The organism is Haloarchaeobius caseinilyticus, assembly GCF_051207395.1.
GTDB lineage: Archaea > Halobacteriota > Halobacteria > Halobacteriales > Natrialbaceae > Haloarchaeobius.
On record NZ_JBPJZC010000003.1, the window covers coordinates 667,179 to 685,943 of the forward strand.

Below are 18,765 nucleotides of genomic sequence, written 5' to 3' on the forward strand. Positions count from 1 at the left end.
AGACGGGTCCACCACCGTCATCCACTGAACACAGCCGCGAGGAGGACAGCGGTCGCGCGACGCGATACCTCGCGGTCGGAACTGCGTCGCCTGTTCGCCATCCGGTAGCCTTGCGTTCAGTTAGACAACGTCGCCGCGGACCGTCGCGCCCTCTTGCTGCTCGCGCCACGCGTGGAGTTCCTTCGCGGCCTCGTCGGCCTGTGCTTCCTCCAGCCCGAGCATGCCGAGCGCCCGCGAGAGCGTCGGCAGGGCGAGTTCGGACTCGCGTAGCTTGCGCATCGCCTCGTCGCTGCGCTGGCCGTCGACCCAGAGACAGACACCGCGGGGGTCGAGCAGCGTCGTCCAGTCTTCGCGGCGTTTCGCCCCAGCAAGTCGCTGGGTGACGTTGTCCTCGAAACTGGCGTTGCACACTTCGAGGTGGACCGGTTCGTCGTCAGAGAGCAGGTGGGCCGCGAGACACTTCTCCGGCGCGGCATGGCCGTTCGCGTTCGCGCGGAGGTGTTGTGGAAACTCGTCGGCCCACTCGTCGCGGACGGTCTGGCCGACGCCCTTGATGCCGTGGCTGGCTTCGAACTCCTCGGCACGAGAGGCATCGCCACCCAGCAGGATGTCTTTCGTGAGGTAGACGTCGAGGCGGTCGACGGGGTCGAGGCCGAGTGCCACGTCTCCGTAGACCCACACCTCGCGGACCGGGACCGGCATCGGTTCGTCGTCGACCATGTCCAGAATTTCCTCGACCCGGTCGAGTGCCGCGTCGCGTGCGAGACTCATCGAATCGGGCTAGTCGGGCGGCCAACTAACCACTGTCGCTCCGTCCGTGGTCGACCCACTTTTGATCCTGTCGACCGCGGTCGTGTCGCGGCCTGCTGTGTCGCCGCTTACTGTGCCGTGTCGGCCAACGGAAGCTGAACCACGACTCGCGTCCCCTGCTCGCTGTCGAAGCTGATGTCACCACCGAGGCGTCGGACGACCCAATTGGCGACCCAGAGACCCAATCCGCTGGTGTGTTCGAGCGGCGTCTCGCTCTGAATCAGCAGTGGGTCGAGTTCCGCCTGTGGAATGCCCGGGCCGTCGTCGGCCACGGTCAGCACTGCGTGCTCGTCCACGCGTTGCAGCGTGACCACCACAGGTTCGTCGTCACCACCGTCGGTGACGCCCGACTCGGCTGTCTCCGCCGAGCTATGCGTAGGGCTCCCGGTATCGGAGCCGTGTTCGACCGCGTTCTCGACCAGTTCTTCCACGGCGAGCTGGAGCGAGCGACCGCCCCGGACGGCGATGTCGTCCTCGACGTCGACGTCGACGACCGCGCACGGATGCGTATGTCGGACACGGTCGACAGCCGCCCCGACGATAGCCGCGAAGTCGCACTCACTGTCGTCGGCCGCAGCGACGTCGTCGATGGTCCGGTTGAGCGTATCACTCCGGTCGACGGTCTTCTCGGCGAGTTCGGCGATGGTCCGTGCGTACTCGGTCCGGTCGCTCGCGTTCGCGTCACTGGCGAGCGCATCGGCGTAGCCACGCACGAGCGTCATGTCGTTCCGGAGGTTGTGTCGAAGGAGTCGGCGCATCACGTCGACCAGTTGCTGGCGCTGTTTGCGCTCGGTCACGTCGCGGGAGTTGACCACGAGTCCCTCGACGACCGGGTCGTGCAGCAGGTTTCGGCCACGGGCTTCGAGCCAGCGCCAACTCCCGCTGGCGTCTCGAAACCGGAACTCGACGCCGTCTTCCTTGCCGGGGTCGTCCAGTGCCTCAGTGATGACTGTAAACACCGCCTCGCGGTCTTCCGGGTGGATGTAGTCGAAGGCGCTTTCGCCGACGAGGTCGGCCGAATCGTAGCCGAGTACCGGTTCGATAGAAGGGCTCTCGTAGGTGATAGTCCCGGTCTCGTCGATGACCGTGATGATGTCGAGCGACCGGTCCAGCAGGGTTCGATACCGTTCTTCGGTCTGGCGGCGGTCGGTCACGTCGCGGAGGGTGTACAGTCGACCTTTCGGGTCGTCCTCGCTGCCGAGAACGGCTTCACGAACGTCGTAGTAGCGCGACGTGCCGCCAGTGTCTCGGACCAGTTCGTCAGGTGCGTCGTCCGCGAGTTCGGGAAAGGACGACACGATGTTCGTGCCGACCACAGCCTCGCGATCGACCTCGAACACGTCCGCGGCGAGTCGGTTCACGTCGACGACCGTCCCGGACGTGTTGACGGCGACGACGGCGTCCGGTAGGTCGGCGAACAGTTGCCGTCTGGCCGTCGACCGGACCGCGGGCATCACGTCGAGGACGCGGTGCCGGTAGATGCCGACCAGTAGCAGGAGGGCGGAGAGGACGAACGCGACGTTCGTGGGGTTCGTCCCCTGCGGCGTCAGTTCGAGCAGCCACGCCACGTTCGCGACGAGCAGCGGAACGACCGCGAGACCGACGACGAGGGACTGCCACGCGAGGTCGCGTTCGCGGAGGCCCACGACGAACACGAGTGCGGTCGTGACGAGGACGAGCGTGTACGAGTACGCGACGTGCAGGACGAACCCCGTCCCAAGCGACTCTGTCGCGAGGTAGTACCCGCCGGCGACCTGTTCACGACCGACTGCCTGGAAGACGGTCTCCGGGGCGAGTAGCACCGCGGCCAGCACGAGCAGTGGCTCGACCGCAAAGAGGCCAAGCGTCTGCCGGTTCACCAGCGATTCGCGGCCGCTGTACTCAAGCGCGACGAATGCCCACGTGGCCGGCACGGCCGTCGAACAGACGACCTCTGCGAGCATCCACGTCTCCTTTCCCGCGGCGGTCGGCGACGCCAGACTACCGAATTTGGCGATTGTCCACGCGCCGGCGGCCAGTGCGAAGAAAGTGAGTGGCTTCGCGCCGGCGTGTTCGCGGCGACGCCAGGCGAGGATAGCGATGACTCCAGCGAGGACGACCGACACGACGAGAAGCGGATGGTACGGTGTCCACTGGAGTGCCATAGGCGATTGGTTGTGAACAGTTCTCGTGGACGACATTGAATCTTCTCGCCGTTCGCACGCAACATTCAGTCGCTCGTCGCCTGGTTTGTAGACGACGCGCGCGGCGAGCGTCAGTCGTCGTGGCCGATGTAGACCGTCTTTTCGACCGTCGCGTGGACAGTCCCATCGGCGGCGATGACGTCGGCCGTGTACTCACGGTCGACCGAGTCCTCGGTTTCGAGTGCCGTCTCGATGGCGGCTAATTCGTCGTCGTCGATTCGGAACCGAGCGTACAGGTCCTCGGTCCCGGGCTTCTTGAACCGGACCGTCGCCGCCTTGTCCCAGACGGCGTACTCGTCCGGGAGCGCCTGAATGAGAATCATGGCGAACATCGGGTCGCACGCGCCGTAGATGCTCCCGCCGAAGGTGGTGCCCATGTAGTTGCGCGTACGCCACCCCTTCGGAATCTCGATTCGAATCTCCTGCCAGTCGTCGGCGATGTATCTGACGCGGCCACCGGTCCCGCGATACGAGGGCCACAGGTTGAACAGGTGGCGGAACAATCGTGTTCGCCAGGATTCGTTCATCGAACGCAGACAGACGGGCCGGCCACCTTAGCGCTGTGGAACGCGCAGTGCGTGGACTGAGGTTGTCGAGAGGGCCGCGCGACGACGAAAACTTCGAACGGCGAGCCCCGGTTCTCGGAGGTTTATACTTGCGGCCGTCGTGACTCTCGACGATGGAACACCGCGTCACGAACGAGGACGGCGACACCGACCTCGTGCTGGTCCTCGGCTGGGGAAACCGACTCGAACACCAAAACGTCGAGTGGCTGGTCGAGCAGTTCGAGGAAGCGAACTACCGGGTCCATACCTTCCAAATTCCGGACTTCGTGTCTGACTTCTACAGCGGCTGGGTCTATCCGGTTCGGAACTACGTCGCGGACCTCGACTCGTTCCACCTCGTCGGCCACAGTACGGGCGGCCTCATCGCGGCGTACCTCGATGGAGCCGAGACGACCACGTACCTCAGCCCGTGGTGGGGCTACACCGCTGACTTCTCCGACCGGACCCTCGACCTCGTCGCGAGACTCGGCATCGAGCGCCGGTTCATCCCCTCCGGTATCTCCACGCCCGAAAGCATCGGCCAGTTAGCGACCACCCAGCAGTTGTCCGACGGTCCGGAGAAAATTTCGCCACGGTTCGTCCGCGAGACGCGTCGTGGCCATCGCGACCGGCCGGCAATCGACGACGACGCGGTGGTGTTCTGTACGCTTCGCGACCGAGTCGTCAGCACGCACGCCATCGGTGAGGCAGCCGACGTCGACCAGATAGTTCTGTACGACGGCGGCCACGAACTGTTCTCTTCGCCGTGTCGGACGGGGTACGTCGATACCCTGCTGGCGGCCGTCGCGGACGGTCTCGCGGGTGTCGACGAGCGCACCCGGGCGTAAGACGAAACCCGTATCCCACCACGGGAACAACCCTGTGGCGATGACCGAGTGTACGAAGTGTGACCGTGAGGCGGTGATGCACGCCGCCTACTCCGGGTCGCACCTCTGCGAGACTCACTTCTGTGCATCCGTCGAGAAACGGGTCCGCCGGCGGATTCGAGAGGACGACCTCGTGCCCGGAGACGCCACGCCAGAGGACCCGGAAACGTGGGTCATCGGCCTCTCCGGCGGCAAGGACAGCGTCGTCCTCACCACGATTTTGGACGATATCTTCGAGCAGGACCCCCGCATCGAGATGGTCGCGCTGACAATTCACGAAGGCATCGAGGGCTACCGCGACGAGAGCGTCGACGCCTGCGTCGAACTCGCCGAAGACCTCGACATGCGCCACGAACTCGTGACCTACGAGGACGAGTTCGGCGTCCGGATGGACGACGTGGTCGAAGACGACCCCGAGGGTATGGCCGCATGTGCCTACTGCGGCGTGTTCCGCCGAGACCTGCTCGAATCCTACGCCGACGAGTTCGGCGCGGACAAACTCCTGACCGGCCACAATCTGGACGACGAAGCACAGACTGCGCTGATGAACTTCCTCGAAGGCGACGTGCGCCAGATGGCGAAGCACTTCGACGCGAGCATCGGGAGTTTCGACGAACGTGAAGAACAGGACGCGTTCATCCCACGCGCGAAGCCGCTGCGCGACGTGCCCGAGAAAGAGGTCGCGCTGTACTGCCACCTCCAGAACCTCCCAGCACACATCACCGAGTGCCCGCATTCGAGCGAAGCCTACCGCGGCGAGATTCAGCGACTCCTGTTCGACTTAGAGGAGAACCACCCCGGAACCCGCCACTCCATCATGGCCGGCTACGAGGAACTCGCTGGCATCGTCGCCGAACGCTACCGCGACGACGGGACGAAGGCCGACCTCCACGAGTGTGACGAGTGTGGTTCGACGACGACGACCGGCGGCCGCTGCCGAAAGTGCGACCTGTTGGCCGCACTCGAGGCAGTCTGACCCCGACTGTTCTCTTTTCCAACCAATCGTACCGGACTAGTTAGGGTGAACAGGTAGGTCCGACCAGTTACTACTTCTACTCGATGGAAGCGACGCTTTGGCAGGTGCTGTCCGGCACGAGAGGCGGTACCAACAGGGCACGCATTCTCCGGTCACTGCGAGACCGTCCACGAAACACGAACCAACTCGCACAAGTCCTCGACCTCGACTACAAGACGGTCGAGCATCACCTCGACGTGCTCGTCGAGAAAGACGTCGTCGAGGACAGTGGCGGCGGTTACGGCGCAGTGTTCCTCCCGACCGACCAGGTCGTCCGACATTGGGAGACCGTCGACGGCATCATCGCACAGACCGTCGACTGCTGACCACGCCCCGCCCTCGAAACCGCTTTCCCGGAACGTCCGTAACCCGACCTATGGGACTGCTCGACTCGCTCGTCCGACTGTTTCGGTCGCCACCCGAAGGCTCCGACCACGAAGAGCCACAGTCGCGGTCCACGCCGGCCGCGGACCCGGACCGGATGTACGCGAGTGCTCCCGACGACCGGCCCGACGGTGCCGACGACACAGTCGAGACCTCTGACTCCGACGACCGGCCCGACGCGTCCGACACGCCGCCGACCGACCCACCCGAACTCTTCGCGTACGAAGCCGTCGAGTGCACCGATTTCTGGCACGACTACCCGCTCGACTTCACTGTCGAGTCACTCGCACACCTCGACAGCCTCGTCGCCGAAAATTGGACCGATAGTCGGTTCGCCGGGGTCGAGCCCGACCCCGCTGGAACCGGCGACGAACGTGCGTTCTACGGCGTCGTCCAACAGTTCGGGAGCTACCTGGGCGAGACGCTCGTCCGTGACTGTGACGCGACGTGGGGCGACGCTGGCAACCGCTGGGTCGTCGTGGTCGCCGGGCCCGACGGCGAAGCTACCGTGGACGTGTTCCGTATCACCGCCGAGGCGTTCTCTGGGCCCCCCGACGTGCGCCGGTTCGTCCTGGACGTTCTCGACGAAACTGGCCGTCGCTGACGGTGTGAAATCGCGGAAAGGGAGTGAGGTCTGTCTTCCCGTAGCGGCTCGAACTGTCTTACCGAATGACGTCGAGGCCGTTGTTCTTCTCGAGCTGGTCTTGCCCGCCGTCGCTCTGTGTGCTACCGAAGGACTGCGAGCTTGCGCTGCCCGACGACCCGCCGAAGTCGGCGTTGTCGGCAGCGTCGAAGCTTCCGTCGATGGCCTGCCGCGAGCGGTCGGCCTGCTTCTGCGTACTCGGACCGAGCACTTGCGCGCTCTGGACGCCCGTCATGATGGCCATGACGCGGACCTTGCCCTTGTAGTTCTCCTGAATGCGCGCGCCCCAGATGACGTTCGCGCTGGCCTCCAGCCGTTCCGTGATGTTGTTCGCGATGCCCTCGGCCTCCTTGAGGGTGAGGTCCGGACCACCTGTGATGTGGACGAGACCACCGGATGCACCACGGTAGTCCACGTCCAGCAGTGGGTGGTTCATCGCGTCGTTGACGACCTCTCGTGTCTTGTTCTTGTCCTGTGTCTCGCCGACGAGCATGACCGCGACGCCACCCTGGTTCATGATGGCGCACATGTCGGCGTAGTCGAGGTTGATGAGGCTCGGCTGTGTGATGGTCTCGGAGATACCCTTGACCGTCTCGGCGATGATCTGGTCCATCACCGAGAACGCCTTGCCGATGGGCAGGTTCGGCACGTAGTCGAGCAGACGGTTGTTGTCGAGGACGATGATGGAGTCCGCTTCGTCGCGGAGCTTCTCCAGTCCTTCCTCGGCCTTGACCGTCCGGGCACGCTCGACGTTGAACGGTGTCGAGACCATGCCGACGACGATTGCGCCCTGCTCTTTGGCGATCTTCGAGACGACCGGTGCCGCACCGGTACCCGTCCCGCCGCCCATGCCGGCTGTCACGAACACGAGGTCCGCGTCACCGAGCACTTCTTTGACCGTTCCCTGTGCCATCTCGGTCGCGCGCTCGCCCATCGAGGGGTCGCCACCCGCGCCGAGTCCGTTGGTCAGAGACTTGCCGACGAGTATCTTCGTGTCGGCCTCGATCATCTTGAGGTGCTGCTTGTCGGTGTTGATGGCGACCGTGTCGGCTCCATCGACGCCGATGTTGTACAGGCGATTGACCGTGTTGTTACCGGCACCGCCACAGCCGACGATGACGATTCGGGGGTCCCCGAAGTCGTCGCCGGTTACCTCTTGCTTCTGTTTCTTCTCACGCTCCTCGTGTTCGAGGGCGTCTTGGACGATATCCTGCATCGTTACACCTTCGCCCAGCTGTGTTTGTTCTCATTCGCACCCGAGCGCTCACTCTGATCGTTGAGCATCTCGCGTACTGCCGAACGGATGGCCTCGCTTCGGTTCGGGAACTCTCCCGTTTCGACCATCTGTTCTACCTCTTCTATCTGCTGTTTTGGAATTCGCAGTGTCACACGCTCCATGTTCGTATTTCCCCTTGGGTAAGACGCGGCGTTTGAGAGATGTTCGCACGCACTTCGTCTTACACGCCGAATCGACAGCCGAGGGCCCCGTATTCCCTCGAATCGACGCGTGTAAGACAACCGTCTTACGCGACTGTATGCACAGTGTCATACGTAATAAAGATACCGCCGAATACAATTGGTGATTCCCGTAAAACGGCGTTTACGGCGACCTACCGTCCGACGGCGAATCGAGAACGTCGGCGGCAGGTGTCCGCCGACCACAGCTTGGACAGAACGCCCAGTCCGACCGAACCTCGTCGCCGCAGTCACAGAACGCCCGACGGGACGCCTTCTCCCCGCAGTTCGGACAGTACACGTGCCCCTCGTCGAGCGACTCGCCGCACTGCGTACACGCCGTGTCGTGTGCGTCCGGCGACTGGGTGGCAGCCGGGTCGTCAGACACCGCGTCAGACACGCGCTTGTCGTCAGTGTCTGACACCCGTTCGTCGGACAGATTGACTGTCACGTTCACGTCCTGTTGCCGTCGCGTCAAGACATCGTCGACGCGGGCCTCTATCAGTTCGTCGAGTCGCGCCTCGACCAATTCTTCCACGCGCGCGTCGAGGAAGTCGTCGAGTGTGGTCGGTCCGCGCGTGTCGCGGCTCCGGTCGCACTCGACGCCGGCGGCCGTCGCGTCGGCAGCGAGGTACTGACGGAGCGCGTCACGGACGAGTTGGCTCTTGGACTCCTCTCTGGCTTCCAACTGCGCCACCAGTTCGTCGTCCGCTCGCACGGTAATCTTACTCACGCGTCGTTCTGGACTACTTACTGGCTTCTAACTATTTCAATCTAACTGCTTCGTCTGACGCGCGTCGTACTCACCATGACCTCCCAAGGGCGGTCGCACTGGTATCCTGTATCGCACGACAGTGAGATGATAACCCTTAAATCCAGTGCGGGTTGTACAATTGAGTACGCCCGCCCTTAGCTCAGACTGGTAGAGCAGTCGACTGTAGATCGACTTGTCCCCCGTTCAAATCGGGGAGGGCGGACTTCTTCCGAAGCCGATTTGGGGCCGAGGCGTTGTACGACTTGTCCCCCGTCCCCACGAGCGTAGCGAGCGGGGAACAGTGAGACGAACGAAGTGAGTCTCACGCGTTTCAAATCGGGGAGGGCGGTCTGCTTCTCTGCGAACTGTCGAACGAAGTGAGACCGTGAGCAGTGAGCACGTCCAACCGAGCCGATTTGAGCAGACGAGTCGCAGCCCGCACAGGTGAGCGAAGCGAACCGAGCAGGACTGTCTCGGCGAGTTCAAATCGGGGAGGACGGACTCTTACTGAAGCTGACTTCGGCCAGTGCTCTCGTGGTGGAGACACGCTCCGAGGCTACGTTGCAGCCATCGTGCTCGCCGTCGTTATCGTCTCCTGCTTGTCGTGTTCGCCTTCTAGCTGGGTGTCGTCGAGAAAAACGAATGATGCCGTCGACCAGCGACGTCGGCCTCGCGCACACACGTTAGAAGACTAATTAAACTTTTCCAACACTCGCGGCGGAGAGTGACACGTGTTTCGCTACGCCCGTCGACGGAGACACCAGACAAGGGGGTGCGGTCTGGTCCGGGGCCAGTCCTGAACCAGTCTGACGAGGCGAGATGGTGACGAACCCGCCTACGCGAGCGGACGGTCTGTCGGCCTATAAGGGTATTACAGCGTTGTCTGGGGCAGAGAAAGCCCTGTTTCGGCCGCGTCAGCCGTCGGCAGAAATCGTATCCGTCTCAGTGCCACGTTCGGACACGGTCACCGTCTGCCCGATGACGGGCGTCGGTGACACGACAAACGCGTCTGATTGGCCACCCGTTCCGCCGCCGTTCACGCCGTCTGCCGATACGCTCACCTGCCCCACGAGGAGTGCCGGCGTCGCCGTCGTCGTCACGGCCATCACCGTGACCGCGACCGTGAGAAGTCGATACAGTTGCCCACCGTTCCACAATCCATCACCACCATTCTGTATCTACTGTTAGAAATTCGACCACCGTATTCATTTCTTCTTTGAGTAATTATTGTGTATACAACCGCCAAGGCGTAAAAAGGCGTAAAAATACGAGAAGCGAAGATCGACCACAACACGATAGTCGGTGGATAGACCGCGGCGTTCAAGTAGAGTTGCGCTAGTCTCACGGTAGTGGCAGTCTCGTTCGACCTGTTCGGCACGCTCGTGACCGTTGACAGACCGACCGTTCCTGCGAATGCGGTCGCCGCAGCACTGCGTGACCGCGACGTGCCGGTGCCCGACGACTGGCGGACCGCGTACCGCGAGGTCCACATCGACGCCCCGGAAGGCGCAGAGGTCCCGCTCCCGGCGCACGTCGCAACCGCACTACGGAGTCGTGGCGTCGACGCGCCGGGCAACACGCCGCGGCGGGCTGTCGTGTCGGCGTTCGACCCCGCGGTCGAGACCCGACCAGGCGCAGTCGAGGCAGTCGCAGCAGCGGCCGACGCAGGTCCCGTCGCGCTCTGTTCAAACTGTGCAGTGCCGGAACTCGTCGGGCGGACGCTCGTCCGTTCCGACCTCTCGCGCGACGACTTCGACTGTATCGTTTCGAGCGTCGCCTGTGGCTGGCGAAAACCACACCCGAAGATGTTCGAGACGGTCGCAGACCGCCTCGGCGTCGCCCCCGACGACCTCGTCCACGTCGGCGACGACCCCGAGACGGACGGTGGCATCGAAGCCATCGGTGGTACGTTCGTCGACGTGGCGGACACATCGCTCGCGGACTTCGCGACCCGCGTCGAGTCGAACACAGGGTGGCCGGAGTGACCGTCGCGGCCGCGGGTGCGGTCACGCTCGGGTTCGTCCTCGACGTGCTGACCGGCGAACCACCGACGTCGGTCCACCCTGTCGCGCTGTTCGGTCGCCTCGTCGCGCCGTTCGACCGCGACTGGCAGTTCCCGCGACTCGTCGGGTCGATGGTCGCGCTCGTCCTGCCGCTGGTCGCCGCCACGGTGGTCGGGGTGAGCGTCCTGCTCGCCGTCCAGTACGACCCGTGGCACCCGTGGACCGACATGGTCGCCGGCGGTCTCGCGCTGTACGTGACGACCAGTCTGCGGATGCTGCTGTCCGAAGCGCTCACCGTCGTCTCGCTGACGGAGACGGACCTCCCCGCCGCCCGCGAAGCGTTGCTGTCGCTGGCGGGGCGTGACGCGAGCGACCTCGACGAGGGCGCGGTTCGGAGCGCGGCAGTGGAAAGCGTGGGGGAGAACCTCGCCGACGGGTTCGTCGCACCACTGCTCGCATTCACACTACTCGTCTCGGTGTCGCTCCCCATGGCGACCGCCGCGGCCGCGTGGGTCAAGGCGGTCAACACGCTCGACTCGATGCTCGGCTACCGGTCGAAGCCGGTCGGGTTCGCCCCCGCGAAACTCGACGACCTCGTGATGTGGCTCCCTGCGCGAGTGTCGGCTGTGCTCATCGCACAGGTCGCGCGCAAGCCGCGGGCACTGTTTCGGACACGCTACTGGCTCGACGAGGTACCCTCACCGAACTCTGGCTGGCCGATGGGGACCCTCGCGGCCGTCCTCGACGTTCGGTTGGAGAAGCCGAACACCTACATCCTCAACGCAGGGGCCAGCCTCCCGTCGCCACAGGACGCCCGCCGTGGCGTCGAACTTGTCGGCGCGGCAGCCGTCGTCGCCGTGCTGTACGCCGGGGTGGTCGCGTGGGTCTGACCAGGGCGGTCCGCGGCGCACTCGGATTTTTGACTCGGCTTCCAGTCGGGCACGACGAGTCGGCGTGGGATGCCTACACTGACACGCCAGCCGCGATGGTTCTCGTTGGCTACCTCGTCGGTGGGCTGGTCGCCGTGCCAGTGGTCGCCGGTATCGAGCTCGGGCTTCCGACACCCGTGACCGCGTTCGCCGCGCTCGTCTCGGTGTACGCGCTGACCGGTATCGCCCACCTCGACGGGGTGGCCGACTGTGGCGACGCGGCCGTCGTCCACGGTGACCGAGCAGACCGCCGCGAGGTGCTGAAGGACACGACGACCGGCGTGGGCGCGCTCGCCGCTGTTGGCCTCGTTCTGGCCGGACTGGCGACTGGCTTTCTCGCCGTCACCGCGCTCCCCCTGCTGGCTGCCGTCGCAATCGTCGTCGCCAGCGAGGTCGGCTCGAAGACCGCGATGACGTGGTTAGTCGGCCGTGGCGATGCCCCACACGAGGGATTCGGGCAGGCGTTGACCAGCCAATCTGGAGCCGGAACTGCAGCCCTCGGACTGGTACTGGCAGTCCCTGTCGGATTCATCGGACTCGGCGCGGGAACGCCCGCGCCGGTCGGCTCACTCGTCGCGGCCCTCGCCGTCGCGGTCGTGGCACACCGCTGGGCAGCCACCCATCTCGGTGGCGTCAACGGCGACGTGTTCGGCGCAGCGAACGAACTGGCAAGAGTCGCGGGTCTGCACGCGGGGGTGGTCCTGTGGACGCTCTGGTGATGTGTGGTGGCCGCGGCACCCGACTCGGCGGTGAGACAGAGAAGCCACGCTACACCATCGACGACGTGCCGATGGTCCAGCGGGTGCTGACCGCGCTCGAAGCGAGCCGCATCGAGACGGTGTACGCCGCCGTCTCCGCACACGCGCCCGCGACGCGAGAGTACCTGAAGGAAAACGAGGCGGCAACCACAGTCGACACGCCTGGTTCTGGCTACGTCGCCGACCTCCAGCATGCACTCACAGGACTCGACACCCCGATACTCACCGTCGCCGCCGACCTCCCACTGCTCGACGCGGTTCTCGTCGACCGCGTGCTGGACCGGTTCGACGGACGGAATCTGACTGTCGTCGTCCCGACCGCACTGAAAGACGCGCTCGGGGCGAGCTGTGATACCGCGTTCGACGGGCGCGCCCCGACCGGCGTGAACGTCGTCGCCGACACCGATGCAGAAACCATGTACACCACATACGACGCCCGACTTGCCGTGAACGTGAATCGACCAGCAGACGCCGACCTCGCGGAGGCACTGTGCGACTGATTCTGTGTGCTGGGTCGACCCGGACCGCCAGCATCGACGGTATCAGCGCCGCGGGGGCGAACCCGACCCTACTCGGCCACACGCCGAGTGCCGACGCCGAGATACTGACCTACGGCACGCCAGTGCGCGCGCCCGTCGTCCCGGTGAGTCCGACGGGTTGTCCGACACCTGCGGTGCTCACCCGCGCCGCCACCGAGGTGCTCGACCTCGACGTGACCGTCGTCGACGCAGGCCTCGCGAAACCGACTGCCGCGCCGACCGTGACGGTCGGTGCGCTCGCTGGCGACGACATCCGAGAGCGGGACCCGGTTCCGACCGCGCCGGGCGCGTTCGCCGCGGCACGGCAGTTCGGTCGTGCGCTCCCGGACGACGAGTTGCTGCTCGCGGAGACTGTCCCGGGTGGGACGACCACCGCGCTGGGTGTCCTCCAGGCGTTCGGTGAGGACGCGACCGTCTCCTCGTCGTTCCCGGAGAACCCGCTCGAACTGAAGCGTGAGGTCGTTCGCGAGGGACTGGCTGCCTCTGGCCTCGAATCGGGCGACTGCGCGAACGACCCGCACGAGGCGGTTCGACGCATGGGCGACCCGGTGCTGGCCGTCGTCGCAGGCATCGCCGTCGGTGCGCTCGAAACCGGGACCGAAGTCACACTCGGTGGTGGGACGCAGTTGCTGACCGCGGGTGCAGTCGTCCGTCACGCCGGTGTCGACGACCCGCTCTCGCTTGCGACCACCAGCTTCGTCGCGGCCGACCCGAGTACCGACATCCGGGCCGCAGCACGACGACTCGACCTCGACCTGACGGTCACCGACCCCGGCTTCTCGTCGGCCGACCACGTCGCCATGAACCGCTACACACTCGGCGAGGCGAAAGAAGGGGTGGGCCTCGGCGGCGTCCTCGCACTCGCCGACGAGCGAGACGCACTCGCCGCGGTCCGCGACGCGATTCCGGCCGCCTACGCGGCGGTCGTGGACGAAGACGACGACGGTGGGCTAGCGCCGGAGCCACCGGAGGGCGAGCGTGGACCCTGACGCGGTTCGACGCGCCGAACGGGTGCCCCACGGCGGGTCGACCGACCCAGCCGTACTGGACCTGAGTGCGAACACGAACCCCGAAGCCCCGCCGGGTGTCGACTCGGCGTACGAAGATGCCCTCCCGGCGGCGACGCGCTATCCAGACGACGACTATCCGGACTTCCGGGCCGCCGCGGCCGAGTTCGTCGGCTGTCTGCCCGAGCAGGTCGTGCCGACGCCGGGCGGACTGGCTGCGATTCGGCTGGCCATCGAGACCGCGCTCGAACCGGGTGACCGCGTGGCAGTACCGTACCCGAGCTTCGGCGAATACGCCCGCGAAGTCGAACTCCAGGGCGCGGAACCGGTGTTCGTGCCAGCGGCCGAAATCGTCGACGTGAACACCGCCGCGTACGACCTCGTCGTGGTCTGTACGCCGAACAACCCGACTGGTACCTGTCCCGCACACGACCGACTGGTCGCGCTCGCCGACCGCTGTGTCGACGCCGGGACGCGACTGCTCGTGGACGAAGCCTTCCTCGGCTACACCGACCGACCGTCGCTGACCGGCCACGAGGGTGCAGTCGTCGCGCGCTCACTCACGAAACTGTTCGGATTGCCGGGCCTGCGGGCTGGCTACGCGGTTGCCACAGGTGAGGCGCTGGCCGACCTGCAGACCGCCCGGCGAACGTGGAACCTCGGGACGCCGGCGGCCGCCGTCGGGACACACTGTCTGGGGTGTCAGACGTTCGTCGACGAGACGCGAGCGACAGTCCGACGCGAACGAGCGCGACTCCGGACGGCGCTCGAACCGGCCTGCGACGTGGCCCCGTCCGACGCGCCGTTCCTGCTGCTCGACTGTGGCGACCGCGACGTGGATGCGCTACTGGCGACTGCCCGCGAGGCGGGTGTCGTGCTCCGCGACGCCCGGACGTTCCGCGGCCTCGACTCGCATCTCAGAGTCGCGGTGAAAGACGCCGCCGCGACCGACCGACTGCTGGCGGTGCTCGATTCGGAGGTGCTCGATGTTCGAGTCGACGACGAGTGACGGCGTCTTGCGACTGGCCCGGGAAGCGACCGAGTGGCTGTCGACTGGCTGGCGCGGCGGTCGGTCGCGGGCGGACGCGACGTACAGCATCAGTGTGCCGGAGGGGTGGCACGCCGACGACCTCGACGCGTACGTCGCCGAGCGACTGGCGCAGGCGGACTTCGAACGACCCGCCGGCGACGCGGACTCCTGCCCAGTTCTCCTCACTGGCGTCGACCTCGACCACGCGCGCGGGGCGCGCTGTGGCCCAGTCACGGCCTACGCGACCGCAGGGGTCTCGAACCCGGCCGCACTGCCGATGGACCCGGACGGCGGCGAGTTGCCTGACGGTTCGCTCGTCGCCGGCACGGTGAACGTCGTCGTCGGGACCACCCGCGCCTGTTCGCCGGGCGCGCTCTCGAACCTCGTCGCGGTCGCGGCCGAGGCGAAGGCCGCGACGTTGCTCGACCTCGCCGGAGTTCCCGGAACGACCTCGGACGCGGTCGTCGTCGCCTCGGACCCCGACGGCGACCCAGCGACCTTTTCCGGAAGCGCGACTCGGGTCGGAGCCGCTGCCAGGGCCTGTGTCAGAGACGCAGTTCGGGCCTCCTTTCAGTCTCGCTACGCGAATCTGGTGCCACCAGAAAGTGTCGCAGACGCCGTCTACGGCGTCAGTACGGACGCTCGCGCGGCCGTCTTCGACGTGCGTCGAAGTAGTTCTGAGATGGGGGAGGGGGAATGACCCTAACAAAGTAGGAACGCGACCCAAAGTAGTTTGGTCGAGTTGCCTTGCTCCTCTGGCTGCAACGGACACTCGATGAGCATCGTAGCAGAACTCTCGGTCCCGGCGGATTCGTTCGCACTCGGTCGCACCCTCTCCGTCGACGACGAGGTGGTCGTCGAACTCGAGGAGGCCGTGCCGACGGGCGACCGCACCATCCCGTACTTCTGGGTCAGCGGTGAGAAACTCGACCGGTTCGCCCGGATGCTACGGGCCGACCCCACGATCCAGAACGTGGAACAGCAGGCCACGTTTAACGAGGCAGCCCTGTTCCACGTGGAGTGGTCCGAGCCGGTCGAGAGCCTCCTGTACGGTGTCGCCTCCCTCGACGGCAGTATCCTCGAGGGCGTGAGCTCCGCGGACCGCTGGTCGCTGACAGTCCGGTTCCCGGACCACGACGTCCTCGCGGAGTTCCACGAGTACTGTGCGAACACCGGTATCGACAACGAACTCAAACGCATCCAATCCCTGGACGGCGGCCCGAACCACAAGTCGTACGGGCTGACCGACCGCCAGCGCGAGGCGCTGCTGGCGGCACTCGAAGGCGGCTACTTCGAAGTCCCCCGTGGCGTCACCCAACCGGAACTGGCCTCGGAACTCGATATCTCCGACTCGGCCATCTCCGAACTCCTCCGTCGAGGGACTGCGCGGCTGCTCTCGAACACCCTCAGGGATCCGACTTGAACTCCCGGGGTCTCCCTGCAGTAGGTTGAGGCGTGATGCGTGTCTACTAGTAGGCGATGTTATTGGTGGGATTATCGGTGAGCGATGACAATAGGGGTGAGACACGGCCGTGAGCGCGCTTCGCGTTCGTCTACGGACACAGATGTCGTTCGCGGATATTCCGGTCGACGACTGGACCGTCGAGCGAGTCGTCGGGACGGACGACGTCGTTCTCGCGTATCTCTCCGGGTCGCCAGCGCTCGTCGACGAGTCGGACGTACAGCAGTCGAAGCACGTCGACCACGTTCGCACAATCGCGCCGGGACGCTACGAGTGTCGGGTGTCCGACCCGCTGCTCGCTGTCGTCGCACGGCTCGGACAGCGGGTCGAAGTCGACCTGGCTGCGGACGGTACCGAGGTCGAGGCCACGCTTCCGGACGCTGGACTGCAACGACTACTCACCGAGGTCGCGGACGCAGGTGAGTCCGTCGAGCTACTCGCGAAGAAACACTTGTTCGAACCAGAGGCTGCGGATGCGTTTGCAGAAGTCTTCGACTCGGCGGACCTCTCGAAGCCCGAACGCGCGACGCTCGAAGCGGCCTTCTTCGCTGGCTACTTCGACGAGCCACCGAAGACGAACGCCGCCGACCTCGCCACCTCGCTCCAACTCCCAGAGTCCACTATCCTCAACCGAATCGCACGGGTAGAGCGGTCACTGTTCGGAATCGTGTTGTAGCCGGACACCGCCAGCCGAGTCGGCGAAAATTCGGCCGAAGATTGTTCGCCCAGTACTCGCGTGCGTCGACCTGGTTGGGGCGTTCCCGACCAGACGGACGGTCGGCCCCGTTTTTCGAACAGTTACAGGAGGAACGTATCGGGTCGTTCGGAGAGGTCGATGAACGCGTCGGACGCCTCGACGAGTTCGTCCGCCGTCGACGACTGAAAGCCCATGACTTCGACGCGGACGCCTTCGTGACGCAGGTGGGAACAGAGCCGCGCGAAGTCACCGTCGCCAGAGCAGAGGATGATGGTGTCGTTGTGGCTCGCGAGCGTCACCGCGTCCAGCGCCATGCCGAGGTCCCAGTCAGCTTTCTTCGACCCGTCAGCGAACGTCTTGATGTCCTTTATTTTCGGCTCGAAGCCGATGTCGACGAGTGCGTCGAAGAACGACTCTTCCTCGGGCGAGTCCGCGCGGATGACGTAGGCGATGGCGCGCGTCAGCGTCCGGTTCTGGATACCCTTATCGAGTAAGGCCGAATAGTCGATATTCCGCGTATAGATGCTCTGGGCCGTGTGATAGAGGTTTTGCGCGTCGACGAGCATGGCGACACGCTGGCCCGGATGAATCTCCGTCATATCTTTCACCACCAGTCCCGGGGTGAAAGCCCTTTATGCCCGCAGACGCTCGATTCGCTTCTCGACCGGCGGGTGCGTCGCCAGGATGGACCGAAGCAGGCCTTTCTCGCTGTCGAAGATACACAGCGCGGCAGTGCTGTCGTCGATGCGGGTCTGGTCGGCGTGTTGGCTGCCCGACTGTATCTTCTCCAACGCGCGTGCGAGCGGTTCGCCGCTACCGATGTGCTCCCGAGCGTCCGCGTCGGCGACGTACTCGCGGTAGCGCGAGATGGCCAACACGAACACCATCACGAGCATTTGTGCGACGATGCCCGCAATCCAGCCGAGGATGAAGTCGGCGAAGTCGTTGTCACCGGCGAGGATGACGACCCACTGCACGGCGATGCCGACCATCGCCGCGATGGACTGGCCGAGCACCATCGTCACCACGTCACGGTTGCGGATGTGCGCGAGCTCGTGCGCGATGACGCCTTCTAGTTCGTCGCGAGTCAGAATCTGCATGAGTTCCGTACTCACGACGACGACGCCAGCGCCGCGTCGGCCGGTGGCGAACGCGTTCGGGACGCCCATCTGGGCGACCTTGAGTGTCGGCTTGTCGATGCCCATGTCGTCGGACAGTCGTTCGACCATCCGGTGTATCTCGGGATACTGGTCTTCGGGCATATCCTGCGCGCCGACGCTTCGCAGCGCGGCCCACTTGCCGACTTTGTACTGGAAGCCGACGAATAGGAGCGTCCCGACGGCGACGATGGGCCAGATTCCCGTTCCGAACATCGCCAGGGCGACGCCGGCGAGCGCCGCGTAGAACGCGAACAGGATGGTACCGACGAACGCCATCCGCAGTTTGAGTCCAGTGTGTTGCATGGTCGGGCGTTACGACTGCCAGCAGATAAATGACGCCCTCCGCGAGAGTCTGTGTCGTGGTAGCAAACGCCGCCACGGGCAGGTTCTGCGAGCGGCACAAGTGTTATGTCTATCCGGGCCAGTCTACCTGATGATGACTGACGCCACTCCAGTCCGGGTCCGACGACCTATGAGTGGCAAATTCCGTTTTACAGGGAAAAA

The 18,765-nt window shown here is 65.1% G+C and carries 22 protein-coding genes and 1 tRNA gene; 14 read left to right on the top strand and 9 right to left on the bottom strand.

What is annotated here, in order from left to right:
* Positions 1–120: 120 nt before the first annotated feature.
* The 3 genes from ACSC1P_RS15945 to ACSC1P_RS15955 form a co-directional block, all read right to left on the bottom strand.
* Complete coding sequence (locus ACSC1P_RS15945; RefSeq protein WP_435361187.1) at positions 121–771, bottom strand: DUF7095 family protein; 651 nt, start codon at positions 769–771, stop codon at positions 121–123.
* Between the two features lie 107 nt (positions 772–878).
* Positions 879–2,954, bottom strand: coding sequence for a histidine kinase N-terminal 7TM domain-containing protein (locus ACSC1P_RS15950; protein WP_435361188.1), 2,076 nt, complete (start codon positions 2,952–2,954; stop codon positions 879–881).
* Positions 2,955–3,064: 110 nt separating this feature from the next.
* Positions 3,065–3,520 (bottom strand): DUF4442 domain-containing protein, encoded by a 456-nt coding sequence (locus ACSC1P_RS15955; RefSeq protein WP_435361189.1) that lies wholly within the window; start codon positions 3,518–3,520, stop codon positions 3,065–3,067.
* Positions 3,521–3,672: 152 nt separating this feature from the next.
* Between ACSC1P_RS15955 and ACSC1P_RS15960 the strand changes: the two genes are divergently transcribed.
* The 4 genes from ACSC1P_RS15960 to ACSC1P_RS15975 all read left to right on the top strand — a co-directional run bounded on the left by ACSC1P_RS15960 (position 3,673) and on the right by ACSC1P_RS15975 (position 6,428).
* Complete coding sequence (locus ACSC1P_RS15960) at positions 3,673–4,386, top strand: alpha/beta fold hydrolase (RefSeq protein ID WP_435361190.1); 714 nt, start codon at positions 3,673–3,675, stop codon at positions 4,384–4,386.
* A gap of 40 nt (positions 4,387–4,426) precedes the next feature.
* On the top strand, positions 4,427–5,401 hold the full coding sequence (gene ncsA, locus ACSC1P_RS15965) for a tRNA 2-thiolation protein NcsA (RefSeq protein WP_435361191.1): 975 nt from the start codon (positions 4,427–4,429) through the stop codon (positions 5,399–5,401).
* An 83-nt stretch (positions 5,402–5,484) separates the two neighbouring features.
* Positions 5,485–5,766, top strand: a complete 282-nt coding sequence (locus ACSC1P_RS15970; protein WP_435361192.1) for an ArsR/SmtB family transcription factor — start codon at positions 5,485–5,487, stop codon at positions 5,764–5,766.
* 50 nt (positions 5,767–5,816) lie between these two features.
* On the top strand, positions 5,817–6,428 hold the full coding sequence (locus ACSC1P_RS15975; RefSeq protein ID WP_435361193.1) for a hypothetical protein: 612 nt from the start codon (positions 5,817–5,819) through the stop codon (positions 6,426–6,428).
* Positions 6,429–6,486: 58 nt separating this feature from the next.
* On the opposite strand, the gene ftsZ is transcribed toward ACSC1P_RS15975, so the two are convergent.
* From ftsZ to ACSC1P_RS15990, 3 genes are all read right to left on the bottom strand, one after another.
* Positions 6,487–7,683 (bottom strand): cell division protein FtsZ, encoded by a 1,197-nt coding sequence (gene ftsZ, locus ACSC1P_RS15980; protein WP_435361194.1) that lies wholly within the window; start codon positions 7,681–7,683, stop codon positions 6,487–6,489.
* 2 nt (positions 7,684–7,685) lie between these two features.
* Positions 7,686–7,865, bottom strand: a complete 180-nt coding sequence (gene cdrS, locus ACSC1P_RS15985) for a transcriptional regulator CdrS (RefSeq protein ID WP_435361195.1) — start codon at positions 7,863–7,865, stop codon at positions 7,686–7,688.
* Positions 7,866–8,067: 202 nt separating this feature from the next.
* A complete protein-coding gene (locus ACSC1P_RS15990) occupies positions 8,068–8,655 on the bottom strand; it encodes a double zinc ribbon domain-containing protein (RefSeq protein ID WP_435361196.1) in 588 nt (195 codons plus the stop codon).
* A gap of 170 nt (positions 8,656–8,825) precedes the next feature.
* On the opposite strand from ACSC1P_RS15990, the gene ACSC1P_RS15995 reads away from it, so the two are divergent.
* A tRNA-Tyr gene (locus ACSC1P_RS15995) sits at positions 8,826–8,899 on the top strand.
* Between the two features lie 691 nt (positions 8,900–9,590).
* On the opposite strand, the gene ACSC1P_RS16000 is transcribed toward ACSC1P_RS15995, so the two are convergent.
* Complete coding sequence (locus ACSC1P_RS16000; RefSeq protein ID WP_435361197.1) at positions 9,591–9,833, bottom strand: hypothetical protein; 243 nt, start codon at positions 9,831–9,833, stop codon at positions 9,591–9,593.
* A gap of 192 nt (positions 9,834–10,025) precedes the next feature.
* On the opposite strand from ACSC1P_RS16000, the gene ACSC1P_RS16005 reads away from it, so the two are divergent.
* The 9 genes from ACSC1P_RS16005 (at position 10,026) to ACSC1P_RS16045 (ending at position 17,080) form a co-directional block, all read left to right on the top strand.
* Complete coding sequence (locus tag ACSC1P_RS16005) at positions 10,026–10,661, top strand: HAD family hydrolase (protein WP_435361198.1); 636 nt, start codon at positions 10,026–10,028, stop codon at positions 10,659–10,661.
* Positions 10,658–11,569 (top strand): CobD/CbiB family cobalamin biosynthesis protein, encoded by a 912-nt coding sequence (locus tag ACSC1P_RS16010; protein ID WP_435361518.1) that lies wholly within the window; start codon positions 10,658–10,660, stop codon positions 11,567–11,569. The genes ACSC1P_RS16005 and ACSC1P_RS16010 overlap by 4 nt, the downstream gene beginning before the upstream one ends.
* The gene (cobS, locus tag ACSC1P_RS16015; RefSeq protein WP_435361519.1) at positions 11,566–12,327 is read left to right on the top strand and encodes an adenosylcobinamide-GDP ribazoletransferase; all 762 of its coding nucleotides are present in this window, start codon (positions 11,566–11,568) and stop codon (positions 12,325–12,327) included. Before ACSC1P_RS16010 ends, cobS begins: the two co-directional genes overlap by 4 nt.
* Positions 12,312–12,866: an NTP transferase domain-containing protein gene (locus ACSC1P_RS16020; protein WP_435361199.1), complete on the top strand. Its 555-nt coding sequence runs from the start codon at positions 12,312–12,314 to the stop codon at positions 12,864–12,866. The genes cobS and ACSC1P_RS16020 overlap by 16 nt, the downstream gene beginning before the upstream one ends.
* Complete coding sequence (gene cobT / locus ACSC1P_RS16025; protein WP_435361200.1) at positions 12,857–13,894, top strand: nicotinate mononucleotide-dependent phosphoribosyltransferase CobT; 1,038 nt, start codon at positions 12,857–12,859, stop codon at positions 13,892–13,894. Before ACSC1P_RS16020 ends, cobT begins: the two co-directional genes overlap by 10 nt.
* Entirely contained in the window at positions 13,884–14,921 is a 1,038-nt protein-coding gene (gene cobD / locus ACSC1P_RS16030) for a threonine-phosphate decarboxylase CobD (protein WP_435361201.1), read from the top strand. Before cobT ends, cobD begins: the two co-directional genes overlap by 11 nt.
* Positions 14,899–15,642, top strand: a complete 744-nt coding sequence (locus ACSC1P_RS16035; RefSeq protein ID WP_435361202.1) for an adenosylcobinamide amidohydrolase — start codon at positions 14,899–14,901, stop codon at positions 15,640–15,642. The genes cobD and ACSC1P_RS16035 overlap by 23 nt, the downstream gene beginning before the upstream one ends.
* Before the next feature lie 75 nt (positions 15,643–15,717).
* Positions 15,718–16,365, top strand: a complete 648-nt coding sequence (locus tag ACSC1P_RS16040; protein WP_435361203.1) for a helix-turn-helix domain-containing protein — start codon at positions 15,718–15,720, stop codon at positions 16,363–16,365.
* 142 nt (positions 16,366–16,507) lie between these two features.
* Positions 16,508–17,080, top strand: a complete 573-nt coding sequence (locus tag ACSC1P_RS16045; protein WP_435361204.1) for a helix-turn-helix domain-containing protein — start codon at positions 16,508–16,510, stop codon at positions 17,078–17,080.
* Positions 17,081–17,202: 122 nt separating this feature from the next.
* Here ACSC1P_RS16045 and ACSC1P_RS16050 read toward each other — a convergent pair whose 3' ends face one another.
* Together ACSC1P_RS16050 and ACSC1P_RS16055 are read right to left on the bottom strand one after the other, a co-directional pair.
* A complete protein-coding gene (locus ACSC1P_RS16050) occupies positions 17,203–17,700 on the bottom strand; it encodes a LabA-like NYN domain-containing protein (RefSeq protein ID WP_435361205.1) in 498 nt (165 codons plus the stop codon).
* A 33-nt stretch (positions 17,701–17,733) separates the two neighbouring features.
* A complete protein-coding gene (locus tag ACSC1P_RS16055; RefSeq protein ID WP_435361206.1) occupies positions 17,734–18,564 on the bottom strand; it encodes a M48 family metallopeptidase in 831 nt (276 codons plus the stop codon).
* Positions 18,565–18,765: the final 201 nt, after the last annotated feature.